Source organism: Azospirillum lipoferum, assembly GCF_024170005.1.
Taxonomy (GTDB): Bacteria; Pseudomonadota; Alphaproteobacteria; order Azospirillales; family Azospirillaceae; genus Azospirillum; species Azospirillum lipoferum.
This window is the reverse complement of sequence record NZ_JALJXJ010000010.1, coordinates 16100-37351: the sequence shown is the minus strand read 5'-3', so window position 1 is coordinate 37351 and position 21252 is coordinate 16100. Positions and strand designations below refer to the sequence as shown.

Sequence of the window (21252 nt, the reverse complement as noted above, 5' to 3'; positions counted from 1 at the left end):
TTCCTGTCCGCCTCCTGACGGAAAGACCATCGCGATGGCTATTGACCTCAAGGCTCCCCCGGCAGCGTCCCGCGACCTCGCCGACCTCGTGCGCGCCGACCGTGCCCACACCTCGCTCTACACCGATCCGGCGATCTTCGAGCAGGAGATGGACCGGATCTTCGCCAGCTGCTGGGTCTGGGTCGCCCATGTCAGCGAGGTGAAGGAGGCCGGCGACTACAAGTCCACCTATGTCGGCCGCCAGCCGGTGGTGGTGGTGCGCGACCGCAAGCAGAAGATCCACGTCCTGCTGAACCGCTGCCGCCACCGCGCCGCCACGGTCTGCGAGGAGAAGAAGGGCCGGACCAACAGCTTCGTCTGCCCCTATCACGGCTGGAGCTACGGTCTGGACGGGTCTTTGCGCGGCGTGCCGCATCCGGAAAGCTACGGCCAGTGCCTGGACAAGGGCGAGTATCCGCTGAAGAGCCTTCGGGTTGAGGAATATGCCGGCATGGTCTTCGCCACCTTCCGCGAGGACATCGAGCCTCTGGCCGACTGGCTCGGCCCGGCGAAGAAGTGGATGGACCTGTTCATGAAGCAGGGCGGCGGCTATCCGATCAAGGTGGCCGGCGAGCACCGCTTCCGCTTCCCCGGCAACTGGAAGATCCAGCTGGAGAACACCACCGACGGCTATCACTTCCCGGTCGTCCACAAATCCTTCCTGTCGTCGGTCGATGAGCAGACCGAACGCATGCTGGACTTCGTCAACGGCCCCGGCTTCGTCGAGGATCTCGGCAACGGCCACAGCGTCATGGTGATGATCCCCGAGCTGGTGGATCTGGAGGAAAATCTCGACGCCCCCGTCCCCGCCCGCTTCGCTGAGCTGGCGGAGGAGCTGCGCAAGGAAGGCCATGACGAGGCCAAGGTGCGCCGCATCGTCCGCGCCGTCGGCGGGTCGGGCTTCAACCTGAACCTGTTCCCCAACATCGCCTGCTCGATGGCCTTCTTCCGCGTGCTGCGGCCGGTGTCGGTGAACGAGACCGAGATCCACCACGCCGTCATCACCATGGACGGCGGCCCCGCCGCCGCCAATCGCGCCCGCCTTCGCCTGCACGAGCATTTCCAGGGTCCGATGGGCTTCGGCACGCCCGACGATTCCGAGGCGTGGGAGCGGGTGCAGAAGGGCGCCCAGGCCGGCACCGACCTGTGGATCCTGCTGAACCGCGGCCTGCCCGGCGAGCGCGTCACCGAAGACGGCCGCGCCGGCGACGTCAGCGCCGAAACCGGCATGCGCGCCGCCTACCAGCAGTGGAAGAAGCTGATGACGGGGCGAGGGTGAACCGGGGGTGATGCCCCCACCCTGACCCTCCCCTGACACCCCGGAGACCCCCATGAACACCCAACTCCTCACCGAGGTCAGCGCCTTCCTCTGGCAGGAGGCCGACATGCTCGATCACCACGACTATCAGGACTGGCTGGCGCAATGGACCGCCGACGGCCTCTACATCGTGCCGATCGACCCGGATGTCGCCTCCGGCCCTGCCGATCTCGCCGACCGGCTGAACTACGCCTATGACGACGCCGACATGCGCGCCAAGCGCGTCGCCCGCCTGACCAGCGGCGAGTCCGTCTCGACGCAGCCGGCGTCCCGCACCGTGCGCTCGCTGTCGCGCTTCCGCATCCTGGCCGACGACGGCGCCGCGATCACCGTCCGTGCCGCCCAGCATCTGCGCGAGTTCCGCAAGGAGACGCTGCGCGACTACACCGCCGACGTGACCTACGAACTCGCCCGCACAGGCGACGGCTTCCGGCTGAAGAGCAAGATCGTCCGGCTGGTGAACTCCACCGACGCGCTGCACAGCATCGGTTACATCCTCTGACAAGGAGCCCAAGGGATGGCACAGGTCGCTCTCGTCACCGGCGCGGCCCAGGGGCTGGGCCGGGTCATCGCCGAACAGTTCCTCGCCGCCGGCTACCGCGTCGCCCTGACCGACGTCGCGGAAGGAGCGGTGCGGGAGGCGGCGGCAGTCCTCGACCCGTCGGGCGAGGCTGTGCTGCCGCTTAGGCTCGACGTCACCCGCAAGGCGGATTTCGCCGCGGCGCTCGACGCCGTGCTGGCCCGCTGGGGGGCGCTGCATGTGGCGGTCAACAATGCGGCGATGACGCCGATGACCCCGGTCATGCAGATCACGCCGGAGGAATTCGACGCGGTGCTGACCGTCAACCTGCGCGGCACCTTCCTCGGCTGCCAGGTCTTCGGCGCCCATCTGGCGAAGGCCGGCTACGGCCGCATCGTCAACATCGCCTCGCTCGCCGGGCAGAATGGCGGGACCGCGTCGGGCGCGCATTACGCCTCCTCCAAGGCCGGCATCCTGACGCTGACCAAGATCTTCGCCCGCGAGCTGGCGGTCTTCAACGTCACCGTCAACGCCATCGCCCCCGGCCCGATGGAGCTGCCGTCGGTCCGCGCCTCGGTCCCGCCGGAACGGCTGGAAACGCTGATCGGCATGATCCCGGTGAAGCGGCTGGGCAACCCCGCCTTCGTCGCGCGGATGGCGGTGGAGCTGGCCTCTCCAGACGCGGATTTCACCACCGGTGCGGCCTGGGACATCAACGGCGGCATCTTCATGCGCTGAGGAAAGACGGTCACGATGACGCAAGAAACGCTGACGCTGACGGTGGCGCGCCGCCGGGTCGAAGGGAACGGGGTGCTGCTGCTCGACCTCGTCGACCGGGCCGGCCGGCCGCTGCCACCCTTCGAAGCCGGGGCGCATGTCGATCTGCATCTGGCGCCGGGGCTGGTCCGGCAATATTCATTGTGCGGCGACCCGGCCGACCGCAACCGCTACCGGCTGGGCATCCTGCGCGATCCCGCCTCCCGCGGCGGCTCGGTCACGGCGCATGAGGGCTTGCAGGAGGGAACGGAGGTCGCGGTCAGCCTGCCGCGCAACCTGTTCCCGCTGGCAAGCGATGCCGCCCATTCGATCCTGATCGGCGGCGGCATCGGCATCACCCCGATGATCGCCATGGCCCACGCCTTGACGGCCTCCGGCGGCAGTTTCGAACTGCATTACTGCGGCCGCAGCCGCGATGCCTGCGCCTTCCTGGACGAATTGGCGGAGGCCGCCTTCCGCGACCGCGCCGCCCTGCATCTGGACGACGGCCCCGCCAGCCAGCGCCTCGACCTCCCCGCCCTGCTCGGTTCCACACCCGCCGGCACCCACCTCTATGTCTGCGGCCCGAGCGGCTTTATGGAGTGGCTGATCGGCGAGGCGACCCGCCTCGGCCTGCCGGCCGACCACATCCACCGCGAATATTTCCAGGCCGAGGCCGCCACCGGCGGCAGCGGCTTCGAGGTGGTGGCGCGGCGCAGCGGCAAGACCGTCCGGGTGGCGGAGGACGAGACCATCGTCCAGGCGCTAAGCCGCATCGGCATCAAGGTGCAGATGTCCTGCGAGCAGGGTGTGTGCGGCACCTGCCTGTGCACCGTGTTGGAGGGCACGCCCGACCACCGCGATGTCTTCCTGACCGACGAGGAGAAGGCCGACAACGACCAGATCCTGCTCTGCTGCTCGCGCGCCCGCACGGACACGCTCGTCCTCGACATCTGAGACCAAGGACATCCCCATGGTTGAGGTTTCCCGCTTCCGCAACGGCATGTCGATGCTGACCGGTGCCGTGAACATCGTCACCACCGCCGGTCCCGGCGGCCGGGCCGGCTTCACCGCCACCGCGGTGTGCAGCGTGACCGACCAGCCGCCGACCCTGCTGGTCTGCCTGAACCAGTCCTCCTTCGTGCACCATGCCTTCACCGCCAACGGCGTGCTGTGCGTCAACCCGCTCTGCGGCGGGCAGCAGTCGCTGTCCGAGGTCTTCTCCAACCGCAGCCTGTCGGCCGACGAACGGTTCGCCCACGCCGACTGGACCAGCCTGGAGACCGGCAGCCCGGCGTTGGCCGGCGCGCTGGTCAATTTCGACTGCCGCATCGTCGATACCCACCCGGTCGGCACCCACAGCGTCTTCTACTGCCAGGTCGTCGACATCCGCCAACGCGCGGCCGGCCCGGAGGGGGCGACGGACGACCATAACGGCCTCGTCTATTTCAACCGCTCCTATCACCGGCTGGGCGACGCCTCGCGTGCGCTGCCCTGATCCTCACCACCGAAAGGAGGACCGCTTCCTCTTCGCCGCCGAACGCCGACAAAGCTCCTCGTCCCCTCCCCCGCCCGGCGGGGGAGGGGCGGGGTGGGAGGAAGTAGGTTCAAGACAGCGGACCCTCGCCGCCCGAAAAGTGACACGCCGCGTGGTGCTCCGGCGCCACCTCCGCCAGCGCCGGCATCGTCACCGCGCAGACTTCCTGCCCGATCGGACAGCGGCCATAGAAACGGCAGACGTTCGGATCGGGGTTGATCGGGCTGCGCGGCTCGCCGGTCAGGCGGATACGGCTGCGCACCCGCGTCGGGTCGGCCGCGGGAATCGCATCCAGCAGCGCCCGTGTGTAGGGATGCCCCGGCCGGTCGAACACCGAGGCCACCGGCCCGCTCTCGACCACCCGGCCGAGATACATCACCACCACCCGGTCGCAGACCAGCCGCACCACGTTCAGGTCGTGCGACACGAACAGGTAGCTGACCCCCAGTGTCCGCCGCAGCTCGTCGAGCAGCCGCAGCACCACCGCCTGGACCGAGACGTCGAGCGCCGAGGTCGGCTCGTCCAGCACCAGCAGGCGCGGCTGCGGCCCCAGCGCGCGGGCGATGCCGACGCGCGCCTTCTGCCCGCCCGACATCTGGTGCGGGAAGCGGCCGAGCAGCGGGCGCGGCAGCCCGACCATGTCGGCCAGTTCCTCCACCCGCGCCCGCAGGGTCTCGCGGGTCCAGGGGCCCTTCAACCGGCGCAGCGGGTCGGCGATCACATCGAAGGCGGTGAAGCGCGGGTTCAGGCTGTCGGTCGGATCCTGGAAGACCATCTGGATCGCCGCCCGTTCCGGCCTGTGGGTGAAACGCCCGGCCGGGATGGCGCCGATCTCGGCCCCGTCGAAGGTGATGGCGCCGTCGCTGGGGTCAAGCACGCGGGTCAGCATGCGGACCAGGGTGGACTTGCCGCAGCCGCTCTCGCCGACCAGCCCGACGGACTCGCCGGGCTCGATGCGCAGGCTGACATGGTCGACGGCGTGCAGCATCCCGGCGGCGACCGGAAAGCGGCGGGACAGGTCCCTGACATCCAGGAGAGCGGTCATAGCGGCCTCGCGCAAAGGACGGAGTGGGCGGGGGCGGCGAGATGGGCGGCCAGCGCGCCGCCGTCGCAGACCGGCTCGCGCCGGCCGCAGCGGGCGGCGTAGCGGCAAGGCGGCAGGGTGCCGCGCAGGTCGGGCAGCATGCCGGGAATCGGCTCCAGCGCGTCGAGCGTCACACCGGGACGCGGCGTGGTGGCGATCAGCCGCGCAGTGTAGGGGTGGCGCGGGGCGGCGAACAGTTCGGCCGTCGGCGCCACCTCCACCACATGGCCGGCGTGCATCACGGCGATGCGGTCGCAATGCTGGGCGGCGAGGCCGAGGTCGTGGGTGATCAGGATCGTCGCCATCTGCGTCTCCTTCGCCAGATCGTCGACCAGATCCATGATCGCCGCCTGGGTGGTGACGTCCAGCCCGGTCGTCGGCTCGTCGGCGATCAGCAGCTTCGGGCTGCAGGCGAGCGCCAGCGCGATCATCACCCGCTGGCACATGCCGCCCGACATCTCGAACGGGTAGGCGTTGGCGCGGCGCTGCGGGTCGGGGATGCGCACCCGGCGCAGCATCTCCACCGCCCGCTCGCGCGCCTCGGCGCGGGTCAGGCCGGCGTGGCGCAGCAGCACGTCCTCGATCTGCCGGCCGACCGGGCGGATCGGGTTGAGGGCGACACGCGGATTCTGGAAGATCATCGCCATCTCGGCGCCGCGCAGGGCGTTCAGATCCTTGGACGAGGCGGTCAGCAGATCCTGGCCTTCGAACAGCACGCGGCCGGCGGTGACGGTGGCGGCGGGGTCGGAGATGCCCATCACCGCGAAGGACAGCACCGACTTGCCGGACCCGGATTCGCCGACGACGCCCAGCGTCTCGCCCTTCGCCAGCGACAGGGTGACGGCCTCCAGCGCCTTCACCGTGCCGGTGCGGGTGCGGAAGGACAGCGACAGCCCGTCGATGTCCAGAAGCGGGGTTCCGGTCATGTGCGCCTCCGCGGATCGATGATGTCGCGCAGCCCGTCGCCGAGCAGGTTGAAGCAGAAGACCGCCAGCATCAGCACGGTGCCGGGGAACAGCGCGATCCACCATTCGCCGGACACGATGTAGCCGGCCCCCTCCGCCACCATGATCCCCCATTCCGGGGTCGGAGGCCGCACGCCCAGCCCGATGAAGGACAGGCCGGCGGCGTTCAGGATGGCGTAGCCCATGTTCAGCGACACCTGCACCATCATCGGCGGCAGGATGTTGGGAAAGACGTGCCAGCCGAGAATGCGGAACGTGCCGTTGCCGGACAGCCGGGCCGCCTCGACGAATCCCGCCTCGCGCCGCGCGTTGGTCTCGGCCCGCGCCATGCGGACGTAGAAGGGGATGTTGATGACGGCGGTCGCCAGCACGATGTTGCCGATCGTATTGCCCAGCGCCGCGACGATCCCCATCGCCAGCACGAAGAGCGGGAAGGCCATGATGGTGTCGACCAGCCGGCCGATGATGCGGTCGGTCACGCCGCCGTGGAAGCCGGCCAGTACCCCGGCGACGCTGCCGACGACGAAGGCGAGGATGACGGCGGCCAGCGAGATGGTCAGGTCGAGCCGGGTGGCGACGATCACGCGGGACAGGATGTCGCGTCCGAGATGGTCGGTGCCGAACCAGTGGGCGCCCGACGGCGGCTGCAGCGCGGCGGCGGTGTCGCTGGCCAGCGGATCGTAGGGGGCGATCAGCGGCCCGAAGATGCCGAGCAGGATCATGATTCCGAAGCCGGCGAAGGACATCGCGGTGACCGGATTCTCGGACAGGACGTAGCGGATGTGCTTCAGCGTTGCGGCGGCGGGGCTGAGGGGTGGCGCGATCGCCGCCGTGGTCGGTGCTGGGGCCGGGGTTGCCGTGTCGGTCATGCGTCGATCCTCACGCGCGGGTCGATCAGGCCGTAGAGCACATCGATCAACAGGTTGAGCAGGACGTAGAGGATGGCCATGGTCAGGATGAAGCCCTGGACCGGCGCATAGTCCGACGCGATCAGCGATTCGATGGCGTAGGAGCCGATGCCCGGCCAAGCGAAGACCTTCTCCACCAGTACGTTGGCGCCGAGCAGGAAGGAGAAGACCATGCCCATGGTGGTGACCACCGGCAGCAGAGCGTTGCGCAGCGCGTAGGCGAACAGCACCTTGCCCGACGACAGGCCGCTGGCGCGCGCGGTGCGGATGAAGTCGGACGACAGCACCCCCAGCATCGAGGCGCGCGTCATGCGGGCGATCGGCGCCACCGCGAACAGCCCGAGCGTCAGCGCCGGCAGGACGAGCTGGGCGAAGGCCGAGCGGAAGGCCTCCAGATCGCGGGCGAGCAGGCTGTCGATCAGGTAGAAGCCGGTGACGGTCGGCGGCGCCGTGGCGAACAGGTCGAGCCGCCCCATCGGCGCCGGCGCCCAGCCCAGCAGATAGTAAAAGACATAGGTGGCGAGCAGCCCGGTGAAGAAGACCGGCAGGGACACGCCCGCCGTGGAGACGACGCGGGCGCCATGGTCGATCCAGGATCCGGGCCGGGTGGCGGCGGCGACGCCGAGCGGCACGGCGATCAGCAGCGCCAGCACCAGCCCGGCCAAGGTCAGTTCGACCGAGGCCGGCAGCCGCTGCAGGATTTCCGCCCCCACCGGCTGGCCGGTGGTCAGCGAGGTGCCGAAATCGCCGCGCGCCAGCCCGGCGACGTAGGAGGCGAACTGCACCGGCAGCGGCCGGTCGAGCCCCAGGCTGTGGCGGATGGCCTCCACCGCTTCCGGCGTGGCGGCCGGTCCGGCGAAGAAGGCGGCGGGGTCGCCCGGAAGGGCGCGGGTCAGCAGGAACGTCACCACCACCACCGCCACGATGCTGGGCAGGGCGGCAAGCAGGCGACGGCCCACCATGCGCGGAACGGAGGATGCCATTTGGGTGCCTCTCGTGTGGGGTGGTCGCCCTCTCCCGTCCCGGGAGAGGGCGAAAAATCAGCCCTTGGCCATCGGACGGAAGTCCAATCCGCGGTGGAACCAGTAGGTGTAGCCCGTCACGTTCTTGCGCATGGCGATGTCCAGGTAATACTGGAACAGCGGGACGCGCGGCATCTCCTCGAAGGCCAGCGAGACGAAGCTCTTGATGTCGTCCTCGTATTTGGCCTTGTCGGATTCCAGGCGGGCGGCGTCGATCAGCTTGTCCATCGCCGGATTCTGGTAGGACATCACGTTGAACACCGCGTTCTGCCCGTGATAACCCCAGAAGAAGTAGTATTCCGGGTAGTTCAGCCAGCCGGAGAAGGTATCGACCAGGATCGGCTGGTCCTTCTTCAGGATGGCGGCGCGCCAGTTAGCGCCGGGCACCTTGTTGATGGTGGTCTTGATGCCGATCTGGCCCAGCGATTCCTGGAGCAGGGTCGCCAGCGGCTCGGCGATCTGGGCGGCCCCCTGGTTGATGCTGAGCGTCGTGGTGAAGCCGTCGGAGAAGCCCGCCTCCGCCATCAGCGCCTTGGCCTTGGCGATGTCGGTCCTGTAGGGCGAAGGCTGCGGCCAGGCGGCGCTGGTCACCTTTTCCGGACCGCCGAACATCGGGATGCCGCGGCCATAGACCACCGCGTCCATGATCGGCTGGTAGGGAACGGCGTAGGACACCGCCTGCCGGACCTTGACGTTGTCGAAGGGCGGCATCTTCACGTTCATGCCGACGAACCACAGCGAATTCTCGATCGGCGTGCCGACGACGCTGACCTTGCCGCCCTTCGCCAGCTCCTGCGAATCCTTCGGCGGCAGGTCGAAGGAGACGTCGACGTCGCCGCGCTCCAGCAGGGCGCGGCGGTTGCCGGCCGACGGCACCTCGCGCATCACCACCTTCTTCAGCTTGGGCAGCGGGCCGGACTTCCACTCCTCGTAGCGGGTCAGCACCAGCTCCTGGCCGGGCTTCCAGCTCTCGACCTTGTAGGCGCCGCCGCCGGCATCGTTGCGCTTGGTCCATTCCAGGCCCCAGGGATCCTCGGGCGTCGCGTTCTTCTTCACCAGGGCGGAGTTCATCACCACCGGCACCGGCACGCCGAGGTCGGGCAGCGCCAGCTTGTCCTTCACCGGCAGCTTCACCTTGAAGGTGTGGTCGTCGATCGCCTCGAACTGCTCGGGCTTGGTGATCGAGCCGGCGGCCATCTGGAAGGTCGGGAAGCCGCCGACGGTCACCATGCGGTCGAAGGACCATTTCACGTCCTTGGCGGTCACCGGGGTGCCGTCATGGAACTTGGCGTCCTTGCGCAGATGGAAGACGATGCCCTCCTCGGTCGCTTCCCAGCTCTCGGCCAGTTCCGGCTTCAGGACGGAATGGTCGTAGCTGAGCGAGCCGTCCGGCAGCGTCTTGGTGCCGTAGGTGATCAGCCGGTCGTAGGTGTTCCAGGTGACGCCGTAGCTGGCCGGGTTGGCGCCGACGGTGTGGATGTCCAGGCTGTTGGTCCCGGATTCGACGACGACCAGCAGCGTTTCCTCGCGGCTCTGCGCGGCGGCGGGGGCAGTGGCGAACAGTGCCACGCTGCCGAGCGCGCCGCCGACCGCCAGGCCGAGGATGAAGCGTGGGAGTGAGGGTGCCTTACAGGAAGCTGCCATGAGTCTCCATCCTTCTCGCTGCCGAGCGCCGGCCCTGGGACCGCCAAGTTGTATGCAAGTCCTCGCAAGCACCGTGCCAGCCTGTTGGACCGCTCCGATCCTGCGGAAAACCGCGGTTTCCGCCTGCTCGGCCGGCCAGGCGGCAGGCCGGCCCTGGGACGGTTTTTGTGCAGAAACGGTGCGAGTGGAGGAGATTCCCATGGCTTTCCGGGCGATACGCGGCGCCAAACCCCTTGCGTTCCGCGCCCTCCACCCCCGCTGCCGCCGATTTGTGCAGCAGAAGCGCGTTGACTGGGCGATTGCATGCAAGTTGACGGGATACAGCGCTTTGACCTCCGCGGTTTTCGTGGTTGGCCGTCAAGTTGCATGCAATATTGCGTGCCCTTTCCCTCGATCCAGGAGTTTTCCCGATGCAATCCTCTTCCAGCGGCGGTGATGTGGGCAGTCTCGACCTTGCGACGCTCGCCGCCGGATATCGCGACGGCGGCACGACCCCGACCGGAGTGGCCCGCGCCGTGCTGGCGCGGATCGGGGCGGCTGGCGAGGACCATGTGTGGATCAGCCGGGTGTCCGCCGCCGACCTGCTGGCCCGCGCTGCGGCGCTGGAGGGCCTGAGCCAGACGGAGCGCGCCGCCCTGCCGCTGTACGGCGTGCCCTTCGCGGTGAAGGACAACATCGACGCCGCCGGGCTGCCGACCACCGCCGCCTGCCCGGATTTCGCCTACCAGCCGGACGAATCGGCGACCGCGGTGCAGCGGCTGTTGGACGCCGGGGCCATGCTGGTCGGCAAGACCAACCTCGACCAGTTCGCCACCGGGCTGGTCGGCGTCCGTTCCCCCTACGGGATTCCGCGCAACAGCTTCGATCCGGCCTGCGTCCCCGGCGGGTCCAGCTCGGGATCGGCGGTGGCGGTGGCGTCGGGGCTGGTCAGCTTCGCGCTGGGCACCGACACGGCGGGGTCGGGCCGGGTGCCGGCCGCCTTCAACAATATCGTCGGGCTGAAGCCGACCAAGGGGTTGGTCAGCACGGCCGGGGTGGTGCCGGCCTGCCGCTCGCTCGACTGCGTGTCGGTCTTCGCCCTGACGGTGGAGGACACGATGGAGGTGCTGGCGGTGATGGCCGGCCCCGACCCGCGCGACGCCTACAGCCGCAGCGCCCCGGTGGTCCCGGCCGCGCTGCGGGCGCCCTTCCGCTTCGGCATGCCGCGGGCCGAGCAACTCCGCTTCTTCGGTAACGCCGAGGCCGGGCGGCTCTACGGCGAGGCGGTCGAGCGGCTGCGCGGGCTGGGCGGCGAAGCGGTGGCCATCGACTTCGCCCCCTTCGCCGAGACCGCGGCCCTGCTCTACCACGGCCCCTGGGTGGCGGAACGCACGGCGGCTGTCGGCGACTTCCTCGCGGCGCATCCCGGCGCCGGGCACCCGGTGGTGGCCGGCATCGTCGAAGGCGGGCGGACGCGCAGCGCGATCGACGCCTATCGTGCCATGTACCGGCTGGAGGAACTGCGGCGCGACACCGCGCCGGTCTGGGACGCGATCGATGTGCTGGCCGTCCCCACCGCCGGCACCATCTACACGATCGAGGAGGTGCTGGCCGATCCGGTCGCGCTGAACACCAACCTCGGCACCTACACCAACTTCACCAACCTGCTGGATCTCTGCGGCATCGCTGTTCCCTCGGGTTTCCAGGCCGACGGCCGGCCGGCCGGGATCACCCTGCTCGCCCCGGCCTTCCGCGAGGCCGCCGTCGCCGCGGTGGCGTCGGCCGCCCACCGCGCGGCGGGCGTCACGCTGGGGGCGACCGGTGCCGCGCTGCCGCCCGCCCGCCCGGTGACCTACGGCGGCGGCGGGCTGGTGCCCTTGCTGGTGGTCGGCGCGCATCTGTCGGGGCAGCCGCTGAACCGCCACCTGACCGACGCCGGCGGACGGCGGCTGGGAAGCGTCGTCACCGCGCCGCGCTACCGCCTGCATGCCCTGCCCGGCGAGCCGGCCCGGCCGGGCATGCTGCGGGTCGCAAGCGGCGGCGTCGCGGTGGAGGGGGAGGTGTGGTCGCTCACCCCCGAAGCCTTCGGCCGCATCGTCGCCGGCATTCCCAGCCCGCTGTCGGTCGGCACGGTGGAGCTGTCCGACGGCAGCATGGTCAAGGGCTTCCTGTGCGAGGCGGCGGACATCGCCGGGGCGCCGGACATCTCGCGCTTCGGCGGCTGGCTGGCCTACCGCGCCAGCCTGTAACCGGGACGGCAGGGCCGGACGCCCCGCCTGCAAAGCCGCCGGGCGCTCCAAGCCAAAGGCCTCCGTCGGAGACGGTGGGAAAGCGCTCGGAAGGGCTTTGGTGCGCAAATGGGCGTGCCAGCGGCGTCCTTCCCAGGGCAGAGGTAATCAGGCGACCTTGCGGGTGACCGGCATGCCCAAGCTGGTCGTGACGTTCATGACCTTGCGGCCGATGGCCGCTTCGATTTTCTGCGCGGGCAGAGTCTGAGCGCGGAGGCTGCGGTCGATCAGGTGCTTGTAGCGCAACATCGCCACCTCGGCCAGGGACCGGCGACCGTCTTGCACGTCCCGCTGCCAGCCGAGCCGGCCACGCTCGGTGATCATCTGGATGTCTGGCGCGAAGGCTGACAGATCCGGAGGCGCCACTGACAGCCGGCGCGCACCACGTAGTACAGGCCGTCCAGGAGATGGCGCATGTCGGTGGTCCGCGATCGCCCACCCGGTTTGGGTGGTGGGATCAGCGGTTCGATCAGATGATACTGGTCGGCGCTCAGGGCTTGGCCGGCGCCATAAGCGCCAACCAGCCGGCGGTCTTCGGGCGTCCGGCAGGGATTCTCCCTTGCCAACAGCCCTCACTTCAGACCCTCACACTGTCAGCATCAACTTTCAAAACGGGCTGCCAGACCTGGCGCGGAACCTGACGGAACCAGCGACCGGCCGAGACGACTGCAGCGATCTTGAAGTTTCTCGGGCAACCTTGAATCATCTCCAAGCCGTACATCATGCGGTCGCATTCACCAGATGGTCCGATACGGTCGAGATGAACGCACGAAGACGCTGAAGACGCCGTAGATCGCGGTGATATCCCATCCAGATGTCTCGCGCCGGCGGCGGCGTCGGCAGTTCCAGTCTGCGGATACCGGGGATCTGATTGCCGACCACGCGGGGCAGGACGGCGATGCCGACGCCTTGCCTGCACATGCGCCCCTGGACGTTGCGGTTGTTCGATCGCAGGACCGGTCTCGCGTTGGGGAAACTCTCGATGAGCCACGCGATGTCAGGAAAATGGCCCGTGGACGTGTCGTGGGTGATCAGCCGGAAACCGGTCCCATCGCCATATTCCGGCTCCTGCGCCTCTTCCGCGATGTAAACGCCATACTCAAGGCGGAAGAGCCGTCGCTGAACAACGTCGGCAGTGTCGAACGGAACGATGCGAAAAGCGACGTCGGCCTCCCGCTGGGCGAGGTTGAACAGGCGCGTGCCGGTCAGGATCTCGACGTCGACATTGGGGTGGGCTTTCGAGAAATCCGCCAGGATGGGAGGCAGGACATAGGCCCCGAACCAGTCAGCGGATGAAATACGCAGATTGCCCTTGAGATTCTGCTCCTGCCCCGCAAGCCGGCGCTCCATCGCCAGCGCGCTTTCTTCCATCTGCTCCGCCAGCGCGATGATCCCGTGGCCCTCTTCGGTCAGAACAAGACCGTCCGCTGTGCGCTGGAAGAGCGTGTGACCGATCGCCTGCTCAAGTGCGCGGAGGCGCCGGCCGACGGTGGGATGGCTTATCTGGAGGGAACGCGCGGCGGCGCCGAGCGTGCCGGATCGCGCAATGGCGAGAAAGACTCTGACATCACTCCATTCCATCACACCCACCCACACAAAACTGAACGCCGAGAGTACAGTTATGTCACTTACGGAACAAATCTAAATGCCTAGATTGCTCTCATCCTCTGGGAGATGAGCCCTGCTGCAGGTCCGCTGGACCGAAAGGGACCGTCGCTCGGGTGAAGGAAACGTGACCCTGGCTGCGGCACCCAAGGGACGCTCCTCCGGACCGAACTGAGAGGATTTTCCTGAGAGGTCGCGGAACGCGGCGGCCCGCCTCGGTACTCGCAAATGAGGACTTCGACGATGATCACGATGCTGGTGACCTATGCGGGCGATGAGAAAACGCCATTCGACCGCGACCATTGGATCGACGTGCACTTCCCGCTCGTTCGGGAAAGCTGGGGACGTTATGGGCTGGTCAGCGCCGGCGGGTTCTTCCCGCAAGGTGATGGTGTCGGACTGATCGCGGTCGGGGTCGTCAACTTCCGCGACGAGGCCGCCATGGAAGCGGCGCTCAATTCGCCGGAGGCCGCCCAGATCATGGCTGACGTCGACATCGTCACCGCCGTCAAACCGCAGCGCAGCATCGTGAAGCCACTCTGAGCGGCACAGCGGTGCCTGTCGATTGCGGGGGCCGCTGATCTTCCCAGCTCTGCCCCCCGGCCGGCGTCACCGTGACCGGCGGTGTCTTCCATGCGCTCAGCGGGGCGTGCGGCGATGCCGGCCAACCTGCTCATGTCTTCGTTGCGGCTCTCCTCTGCATCGCCACCGGCCAACTCGTCGGCGCAGGTCTCGGCCTCATGGTCGCCCGGCAGCCTGCGTCCGATCCCGCGTACAGCTCTCATCCGAACGACAGGAGGTAGAAGATGCAGATCGGATTCATCGGTCTCGGCAATATGGGCTCGGCAATGGCCCTGAACCTCGTGAAGGCAGGTCATGACGTGCGGGCCTGGAACCGTAGCAAGGCCGCGCAGGATAGCGTCCCCGGGGTAACGCTGGCCAAGCGCGCGGCGGATGCCTTCCAGGCTGACGCAGTCTTCACGATGCTATCCGACGACCACGCCATTCGGGAGGTGATTCTCGATGCCGGCTTGCTGGCAAGCGCGCAACCAGGGCTGACCCATGTTGTCACATCGACGATCTCGGTCGCATTCGCGCGGGAACTGGAGCTGCTGCACGAAGAGGCAGGCCTTGGCTATGTGTCCGCGCCGGTCCTCGGGCGACCGAACGTAGCGGCGAGTGGCCAGCTCAACATCCTGGCGGCCGGGAGGGCCGATGCAGTTGCCGCGATCGAGCCGCTGCTCGCATCACTCGGCAAAAAGGTCTGGAGGTTGGGGGAGAACCCTGCTCGGGCGAATGCGGCGAAGCTCGCCTGCAATATGATGATCGCCATGGCCATCGAGGCGATGGCTGAGGGTGTCGTGCTGACCGAGAGCGTCGGCCTCGACCGTGCGGATTTCTTCGAACTCATCCTGGGCACCCTTTTCTCGGGTCGCGCCTATGAGAGCTACAGCACGCAGATCACGGAACGGTCATTCGAGCCGGGTTTCAAAGCCGAGCTCGCGCTCAAGGACATGCGTCTGGCGACTGAGGCCGGCAACGAGATCGGACGCACGCTCCCGATGCTCGAAGCTGTCCGCGAGGGGCTCAGCAAAGCTGTCTCGGCGGGCTTCGGGAAGAAGGATTGGTCGATCATGGCCGACATGACGATTCGCGACGGCGACAGCCTGGCGTCGTCTGAAAGCAACCCGGAGAAGAAATAATAAAGACTTGGCTCATCACCGGCTGCTCAAGCGGCTTCGGACAGCGCCTCGCGCTCGATCGCCGAGCGAAAGCTGGCTGCCTTCCACAGCGATATCGACGCTTGGCACGCCATCTCGATCGCCACCGATTTCGATCGGTCCTGAACGCAGGCCGCGAGTTCTGCTCAAACGTCAACATCGACTGGAAAGCGATCATGATCGCAACCTTGAAGGGGTTTACCCAGCAACTGGTGCCGGTGAACGGCATCAAGATCAACGCTGTCACGGGAGGCTCGGGCCCGCCGATCCTTCTGCTTCACGGCTGGCCGGAAACATGGTGGGAATGGCACAACGTGATGCCGCTGCTGGCCGAGCATTTCAGCGTGGTGGCCATGGATCTGCGCGGTGCGGGCTTTTCCGACTGCCCGCTCGACGGCTATGACAAGGCAATGATGGCGCGCGACGCGCACGCGGTCATGATTGCCCTTGGGCATGAACGCTACGCCGTGTGCGGACATGACATCGGCGGAATGGTCGCCTTGCCGCAGGCCGCCATCTACCGGGGGGCTGTTACCCACCTGGCCGTCCTCGACGTTCCGCTTCCCGGCTGGACCGGATGGGAGGCGACGACCGCGGGGCTCTGGCACTTCAGCTTCCACATGAACCGGGATCTACCAGAACGCCTGATCCATGGCCGTGAATATGACTATGTTTCGACCTTCATGGCAGAGCGGTTCTACGATCACAGCACCTTCAATCCGGCGGACATCGAGATCTACGCGAAGGCGATGGCTCTTCCTGGCCGCACGCGCGGCGGCATGGAATGGTATCGCACCCTCGCCGCCGATCATGCGGCTGCTCTTGAGTACAAGAAGCACCCCCTCGAGATGCCGGTGCTTGGCCTGGGTGGGGACCAGCGGTTCGGTGCGCAGATGGTGCCGATGCTGAAAGAGTTTGCCAGTCATGTGACAGGTGGCTCGATCCCGCAGTGCAGCCACTATGTCGCGGACGAGCGACCCAATGAAGTCGCGGCCGCTCTGATCGATTTCCTCAAGGCCAATTGAAACTCCGCGCCCGCGCCGTCGCGGGCCGGGCGGATCGCGACGCTGCGGGCGAATTGCACCCGAAGCGGTCGCAATGGATCGACAAAATCAAGGAGACTGTCATGACCGCACCCCTCATTCGCGGCGTCAATCATATCGGCATCACGGTGCCCGACATCGAAGCGGCGAAATCGTTCCTGGTGGAAGCCTTTGGCGCCCAGGTGATCTACCAATCCTTCGGACCACAGGATCCGCCGCGGCAGGGACCCGAATTCGAGCGGGCCGTCGGCGCTTTCCCCGGCACGGTCGTGCGTGCGCAGGCGATGGTCAAGATCGGAACCGGACCCGATATCGAGCTCTTCGAAATGCACGGCCCCGAGCAAGCCCAGCCGATCCGGGCGAGCGACTTCGGCATCACGCACTTCGCTCTCTACACCGACGACATCGACGCATCGGTCGAGCGCTTCGAGAAGGCTGGGGGCACCCCCCTCACCGCGCCGCGCGCCATTCCCTATGCAACCGAGAAAGGTCCTGGAAACAAGGTCTGCTACTGCCGCATGCCCTGGGGCACGACGATGGAATTCATCACCACACCGGACCGCATGCCCTACCATGACCAGACTGATCTGCGCAGGTGGCAGGACGAGGACTGAGCAGGGCACGATCGGACAGTACAGCGTCGTGCGGGATTAGGGAACCCGGCGCCGTCGACAGCTTGGGCTTGGCACCCGGTGCTTTGCGATCCCGCAGTCCCGCCACGCCTTGGGCGTTGTAGCGGTGAACCCAATCCCGCAGCGTTTGCCGATCCATCCCGCAAGACCGAGCCGCGTCCTCCCGAGATCGCCCCTCCAAAACCAGAGCCAGGGCGAGAAGACGCCTAGCTTCCCCCGGTTGCCGTTGCGGTGGCGGTCGCCCTGGCGGTGGGTGGCTATGCCGTCAGCCAGCGCCTGGCGGTCGGCGATCTCGCGACCCCGGCGCGCCGGAACTGCGCCCCGGCTCGCGCTACAACCGGGACAGCGCCTATCTGACCGCGCATTACGCCGCCAGCAGCGACGTGTTCGCCATCATGGTGAAGACGCCGGACGGGCGGCTGCGCCTGTCGATCCTGTGCGTTCCGGTCTGGATGGCGGCGGTGGCGCTGGCGACGGGAGGCGGCGCCCCTGGCTGGCGCTGGCGGCGTTCGGTATCTCCGGCTTCTTCAGCAGCGTGCTGAACTGCATCGGGCCGACGGTGGTGCAGGACATGACGCCGAACCGCCTGCGCGGCCAGGCGATCGCCTTCTACTTCTTCGCCCAGAACCTGCTGAGCCTGACGCTCGGCCCCACGGCGGTCGCGCTGCTGACCGACCATGTCTTCGGCGATCCCACCGCCCTGCCCCGCTCGATGGCGGCGACCGCCATTCCCGCCATCCTGCTGGGCGGTCTGTTCGCCCATCTCGCCAGGGCGCCGTTCCAACGCACCCGCGCGGCACTTGGCTAACCGATTGGTGACCAGCGATAACCGATGCCGGCCATCGGTGCTGTCACGGGAACGGTGGCGGCTCGCCCAGGTCCAGGATCAGGTGGAACGCGCCTTCGACCTGTGCCACGAGGTGGTCCTTCGCGGCGGCGTCCCGGACGGCCTGCCGGCGGCGGGCGCCTTCCTCACCCCGTCGCTGATCGCGCACGGCTACACCTCCGCCTTCTTCTGCCAGGAGGAGATCTTCGGCCCCTTTCTGGAGCTGGAACGTTTCGAGGACAAGGCCGAAGCGGTGGCGAAGGCCAACCACACGGTATTCGGGCTGTGGGCCAGCGTCTGGACGACGGACGGCGCGCGCTGCGCATCGCCCGCACCCTGCGCAACGGCACCGTCTGGATCAACGGCACAACCGCCTCTTCGCCGAGGCTGAGACCGGCGGCTGCCACCGGAGAGGCCTGGGCCGGCTGCATGGCTATGATACCCTTGCCGATTTCAAGGAACTCAAGCACATCTGTCAAAACGCCAGCCGCGTGGTGTGATCCCGCCTGTCATTGGAGAAAGGTAGATGGTGTCCGCGTTCTTCCCGGCGGCGGCGGCTTCGCGTGGCAACCGCACGGAACCACCGTCCGCAACCGCGCGAGCTTCATCGATCTTCTCGGCTCCACGCCGATGGAGACCCTGGTCGCCGCGACCAAGCTCAACGGGCAGATCATGGGATTGGGCAACGAACTTGGCATGATCCAGGAAAGTTATCTGGCCGGTCCGCTGCTGGTCGACGGAATGCATGATCCTATTCACGGATGGATTCATGGCCGCCGGATAAGACCGTGTCGAACGGAGACGGCCTAAACACCGAGTTCGTTCTTCACGTCATTGGCGCGATAAACATGCCGGATCGCCTCCAGCATTATTGCAATCTCCGGAGATGCATCGTTGACCCGGTGACTCATGAAAAGCGGTGAAACCGCCTGTTCTTCTTGTATCTCACGATACTCGACCTTGTCCCGGCGCAGATGCCGGACGGACGCGGTGACCAGGCTGACCCCGACATCGGCCGCCACCAATCCCAAAGCCGTCTGGACATCCCGCACCTCCAGAATGGACTCCGGCTTCAGCCCGCGGGTCCGATAGAGCGCGAGAACCTGATCGGCGAAGCTCGGCCGCGGGGACTTGGGGTAGACAACCAATGTCCCCGCCGTCAGATCGTCGAGGCGCAGGGGTCCCTGCCGTTCCAACAGTGGATGGCCTGACGGAATGGCGGCAATGATCGCTTCGTAGCGCAGCAGGGTCCGCGCGATGGCCGAATCCTCCAGCGGAATGCGGCCGAAGCCGACGTCGATGCGTCCCTCCTTGAGCGCCGCGACCTGCTCCACCGTCGTCAGTTCGACCAATGAGACTTCGACGGATGGGCGGATCGAGCGATACCGGCGAATCATCTCCGGCAGCCAGCCATACAGGGTCGATGCCACGAAGCCGATGGTGAAGCGGCTGTTTTCGGCGTGACGCAGGCGGCGGGCCAGCGCCTTGATCTCGTCCACCCGTTCCAGCACCTGAACCGCCTGTTCATAGATCAGCCGGCCCGCCTCCGTCAGGCGAAGGGGGCGGCTGTCCCGTTCGATCAGTTGAAGGCCAAGCTCCTCCTCCAACTGCTGGATTTGCCGGCTCAGCGGCGGCTGCGCCATGTTCAGACGCTCCGCCGCACGCGTGAAGTTCCGCTCGGCCACGACCGCCAGAAAGTAGCGCAGGTGGCGAAGTTCCATGGGCCGGCCTCTTCGGTGTTCGGACGCTGCGGGCATGGGGCTGCGGGCATGGGGTAAGCTGCCGCAACGCGTCATACCTGCATGGTATCAAACCAGACCAACACAGTCTTTCACATTACGCCCGGCAACGGATAGCTTGGTTTCGCAACAAAACCTTCCCGAAGACATCGAAACGGCGCGCCGGCCCGCGCGGCGGCACCCATGCCGCCGTCCGCGATAGCGGCCACCGAACGGCTGCCGCCGCCCATCGCCCCCTTCTTGTGGAGACCAGGATCATGACCGCCGACCTCTTGGCACGTCTGGACGACGCCGTCGTCGAGGATAAGGAGCGAGGACTCTATCGCTGTCGGCGCGACATCTTCACCGAGCCGGCGCTGTTCGAGTTGGAGATGGCGCACATCTTCGAAGGGAACTGGATCTATCTCGCCCATGAAAGCCAGATTCCCAACAGGAACGACTATTTCACCACCTTCATCGGCCGGCAGCCGATCGTCATCGCCCGCAACAAGGACAACGAACTCAACGCCTTCATCAACGCCTGCAGCCACCGCGGCGCCATGCTGTGCCGGCACAAGCGCGGCAACAAGGCGACCTACACCTGCCCCTTCCATGGCTGGACCTTCAACAATTCCGGAAAGCTGCTGAAGGTCAAGGATCCCGACTGCGCCGGCTATCCCGAGAGCTTCAACCGCGAGGGCTCGCATAATCTGACCAAGGTCGCCCGCTTCGAATCATACCGCGGCTTCCTGTTCGGCAGCCTGAACGCCGACGTAGCTCCGCTGACCGAGCATCTGGGAGAGGCGGCGAAGATCATCGACATGATCGTCGACCAGTCGCCGGACGGGCTGGAGGTGCTGCGCGGCTCCTCCACCTACATCTATGACGGCAACTGGAAGCTCCAGACCGAAAATGGCGCCGACGGCTACCATGTCACCGCGGTCCACTGGAACTATGCGGCGACCACCAACCACCGCAAGATGGCCGCCGCCGGCGACAGCGTGCGGGCGATGGATGCCGGAAGCTGGGCCAAGCAGGGCGGTGGCTTCTACTCCTTCGAAAACGGGCATCTGCTGCTGTGGACCCGCTGGGCCAATCCCGAGGACCGGCCGCTGTACGAGCGCCGGGACGAGCTGGCGGCGCGGTTCGGCGCCGAGCGGGCCGACTGGATGATCGGCAATTCGCGCAACCTGTGTCTCTATCCCAACGTCTATCTGATGGATCAGTTCAGTTCGCAGATCCGCACCTACCGGCCGCTGTCCGTCGACAAGACCGAGGTGACGATCTATTGCATCGCGCCGAAGAACGAAAGTGCCCAGGCCCGCGCCCGCCGCATCCGGCAATATGAGGATTTCTTCAACGCCAGCGGCATGGCCACCCCCGACGACCTGGAGGAGTTCCGCTCCTGCCAGACCGGCTACCTGGCCGGTGCGGCGCCGTGGAACGACCTGTCGCGCGGCGCTGCCCATTGGGTGGAGGGGGCCGACGAGGCCGCCAAGGCCATCGACCTGCACCCGCTGATGAGCGGGTTGCGCACCGAGGACGAAGGGCTGTTCGTCGTCCAGCATCAGCATTGGCTGGACACCATGCGCCGCGCCGCCACGGATACGTCCGACGTTCCGGCGACGCAGGGTTGAGGGAGGGCAG

22 protein-coding genes and 2 pseudogenes are annotated in these 21252 nt (G+C 67.2%); 13 read left to right on the top strand and 11 right to left on the bottom strand.

The features are described 5' to 3' along the window. The first annotated feature begins 34 nt into the window (after positions 1-34). The 5 genes from J2848_RS21815 to J2848_RS21795 are packed head-to-tail and all read left to right on the top strand — an operon-like array spanning position 35 to position 4131. On the top strand, positions 35-1318 hold the full coding sequence (locus J2848_RS21815; protein WP_149232719.1) for an aromatic ring-hydroxylating oxygenase subunit alpha: 1284 nt from the start codon (positions 35-37) through the stop codon (positions 1316-1318). 52 nt (positions 1319-1370) lie between these two features. Next, positions 1371-1859 carry an aromatic-ring-hydroxylating dioxygenase subunit beta gene (locus tag J2848_RS21810; RefSeq protein WP_149232720.1) on the top strand — a complete coding sequence of 163 codons (489 nt, stop codon included), beginning with the start codon at positions 1371-1373 and terminating at the stop codon, positions 1857-1859. Between the two features lie 15 nt (positions 1860-1874). Next, positions 1875-2615, top strand: a complete 741-nt coding sequence (locus J2848_RS21805) for an SDR family NAD(P)-dependent oxidoreductase (RefSeq protein WP_149232721.1) — start codon at positions 1875-1877, stop codon at positions 2613-2615. A 15-nt stretch (positions 2616-2630) separates the two neighbouring features. Continuing rightward, entirely contained in the window at positions 2631-3590 is a 960-nt protein-coding gene (locus J2848_RS21800; RefSeq protein ID WP_149232722.1) for a PDR/VanB family oxidoreductase, read from the top strand. Positions 3591-3606: 16 nt separating this feature from the next. After that, positions 3607-4131 (top strand): flavin reductase, encoded by a 525-nt coding sequence (locus J2848_RS21795; RefSeq protein ID WP_149232723.1) that lies wholly within the window; start codon positions 3607-3609, stop codon positions 4129-4131. A gap of 109 nt (positions 4132-4240) precedes the next feature. Here the strand turns inward: J2848_RS21795 and J2848_RS21790 are convergent, their stop codons facing one another. The 5 genes from J2848_RS21790 to J2848_RS21770 are packed head-to-tail and all read right to left on the bottom strand — an operon-like array spanning position 4241 to position 9793. Beyond that, positions 4241-5215 (bottom strand): ABC transporter ATP-binding protein, encoded by a 975-nt coding sequence (locus J2848_RS21790; RefSeq protein ID WP_149232724.1) that lies wholly within the window; start codon positions 5213-5215, stop codon positions 4241-4243. Then, positions 5212-6180 carry an ABC transporter ATP-binding protein gene (locus J2848_RS21785; RefSeq protein WP_149232725.1) on the bottom strand — a complete coding sequence of 323 codons (969 nt, stop codon included), beginning with the start codon at positions 6178-6180 and terminating at the stop codon, positions 5212-5214. Before J2848_RS21785 ends, J2848_RS21790 begins: the two co-directional genes overlap by 4 nt. Then, on the bottom strand, positions 6177-7088 hold the full coding sequence (locus J2848_RS21780; RefSeq protein WP_149232726.1) for an ABC transporter permease: 912 nt from the start codon (positions 7086-7088) through the stop codon (positions 6177-6179). Before J2848_RS21780 ends, J2848_RS21785 begins: the two co-directional genes overlap by 4 nt. Further along, complete coding sequence (locus tag J2848_RS21775) at positions 7085-8110, bottom strand: ABC transporter permease (protein ID WP_149232727.1); 1026 nt, start codon at positions 8108-8110, stop codon at positions 7085-7087. The genes J2848_RS21780 and J2848_RS21775 overlap by 4 nt, the downstream gene beginning before the upstream one ends. A 57-nt stretch (positions 8111-8167) precedes the next feature. Further along, positions 8168-9793 (bottom strand): ABC transporter substrate-binding protein, encoded by a 1626-nt coding sequence (locus tag J2848_RS21770; RefSeq protein WP_149232728.1) that lies wholly within the window; start codon positions 9791-9793, stop codon positions 8168-8170. A 410-nt stretch (positions 9794-10203) separates the two neighbouring features. Here J2848_RS21770 and atzF point away from each other — a divergent pair, with 410 nt between their 5' ends. After that, complete coding sequence (atzF, locus tag J2848_RS21765; RefSeq protein ID WP_149232729.1) at positions 10204-12021, top strand: allophanate hydrolase; 1818 nt, start codon at positions 10204-10206, stop codon at positions 12019-12021. Positions 12022-12168: 147 nt separating this feature from the next. Here atzF and J2848_RS21760 read toward each other — a convergent pair. The 3 genes and pseudogenes from J2848_RS21760 to J2848_RS21755 form a co-directional block, all read right to left on the bottom strand. Continuing rightward, a pseudogene (locus J2848_RS21760) lies at positions 12169-12390 on the bottom strand (IS5/IS1182 family transposase); the annotation flags it as partial. Continuing rightward, positions 12381-12626, bottom strand: coding sequence for a transposase (locus J2848_RS36170; protein WP_170307108.1), 246 nt, complete (start codon positions 12624-12626; stop codon positions 12381-12383). The pseudogene J2848_RS21760 and the gene J2848_RS36170, both read right to left, overlap by 10 nt. Positions 12627-12780: 154 nt before the next feature. Further along, complete coding sequence (locus J2848_RS21755; protein ID WP_149232730.1) at positions 12781-13641, bottom strand: LysR family transcriptional regulator; 861 nt, start codon at positions 13639-13641, stop codon at positions 12781-12783. A 267-nt stretch (positions 13642-13908) separates the two neighbouring features. On the opposite strand from J2848_RS21755, the gene J2848_RS21750 reads away from it, so the two are divergent. The 4 genes from J2848_RS21750 (at position 13909) to J2848_RS21735 (ending at position 17043) form a co-directional block, all read left to right on the top strand. Then, on the top strand, positions 13909-14208 hold the full coding sequence (locus J2848_RS21750) for an EthD family reductase (protein WP_149232731.1): 300 nt from the start codon (positions 13909-13911) through the stop codon (positions 14206-14208). Positions 14209-14471: 263 nt separating this feature from the next. After that, positions 14472-15368 (top strand): NAD(P)-dependent oxidoreductase, encoded by an 897-nt coding sequence (locus tag J2848_RS21745; protein WP_149232732.1) that lies wholly within the window; start codon positions 14472-14474, stop codon positions 15366-15368. Positions 15369-15469: 101 nt separating this feature from the next. Continuing rightward, a complete protein-coding gene (locus tag J2848_RS21740) occupies positions 15470-16411 on the top strand; it encodes an alpha/beta fold hydrolase (protein WP_246193989.1) in 942 nt (313 codons plus the stop codon). Positions 16412-16512: 101 nt separating this feature from the next. Next, positions 16513-17043: a VOC family protein gene (locus J2848_RS21735; RefSeq protein ID WP_149232733.1), complete on the top strand. Its 531-nt coding sequence runs from the start codon at positions 16513-16515 to the stop codon at positions 17041-17043. A 55-nt stretch (positions 17044-17098) separates the two neighbouring features. Here J2848_RS21735 and J2848_RS21730 read toward each other — a convergent pair. Next, positions 17099-17281 (bottom strand): annotated as a pseudogene (locus tag J2848_RS21730) (helix-turn-helix domain-containing protein); the annotation flags it as partial. Between the two features lie 216 nt (positions 17282-17497). On the opposite strand from J2848_RS21730, the gene J2848_RS36165 reads away from it, so the two are divergent. Then, positions 17498-17869: a hypothetical protein gene (locus J2848_RS36165; protein ID WP_211103210.1), complete on the top strand. Its 372-nt coding sequence runs from the start codon at positions 17498-17500 to the stop codon at positions 17867-17869. A gap of 7 nt (positions 17870-17876) precedes the next feature. Further along, complete coding sequence (locus tag J2848_RS21720; RefSeq protein ID WP_211103211.1) at positions 17877-18278, top strand: aldehyde dehydrogenase family protein; 402 nt, start codon at positions 17877-17879, stop codon at positions 18276-18278. A gap of 71 nt (positions 18279-18349) precedes the next feature. Here J2848_RS21720 and J2848_RS21715 read toward each other — a convergent pair whose 3' ends face one another. Together J2848_RS21715 and J2848_RS21710 are read right to left on the bottom strand one after the other, a co-directional pair. Continuing rightward, positions 18350-18634 carry a hypothetical protein gene (locus tag J2848_RS21715; protein WP_170307096.1) on the bottom strand — a complete coding sequence of 95 codons (285 nt, stop codon included), beginning with the start codon at positions 18632-18634 and terminating at the stop codon, positions 18350-18352. A gap of 59 nt (positions 18635-18693) precedes the next feature. Further along, complete coding sequence (locus J2848_RS21710; RefSeq protein ID WP_149232735.1) at positions 18694-19608, bottom strand: LysR family transcriptional regulator; 915 nt, start codon at positions 19606-19608, stop codon at positions 18694-18696. A gap of 275 nt (positions 19609-19883) precedes the next feature. Here J2848_RS21710 and benA point away from each other — a divergent pair, with 275 nt between their 5' ends. After that, the gene (gene benA, locus J2848_RS21705) at positions 19884-21242 is read left to right on the top strand and encodes a benzoate 1,2-dioxygenase large subunit (protein WP_149232736.1); all 1359 of its coding nucleotides are present in this window, start codon (positions 19884-19886) and stop codon (positions 21240-21242) included. Positions 21243-21252: the final 10 nt, after the last annotated feature.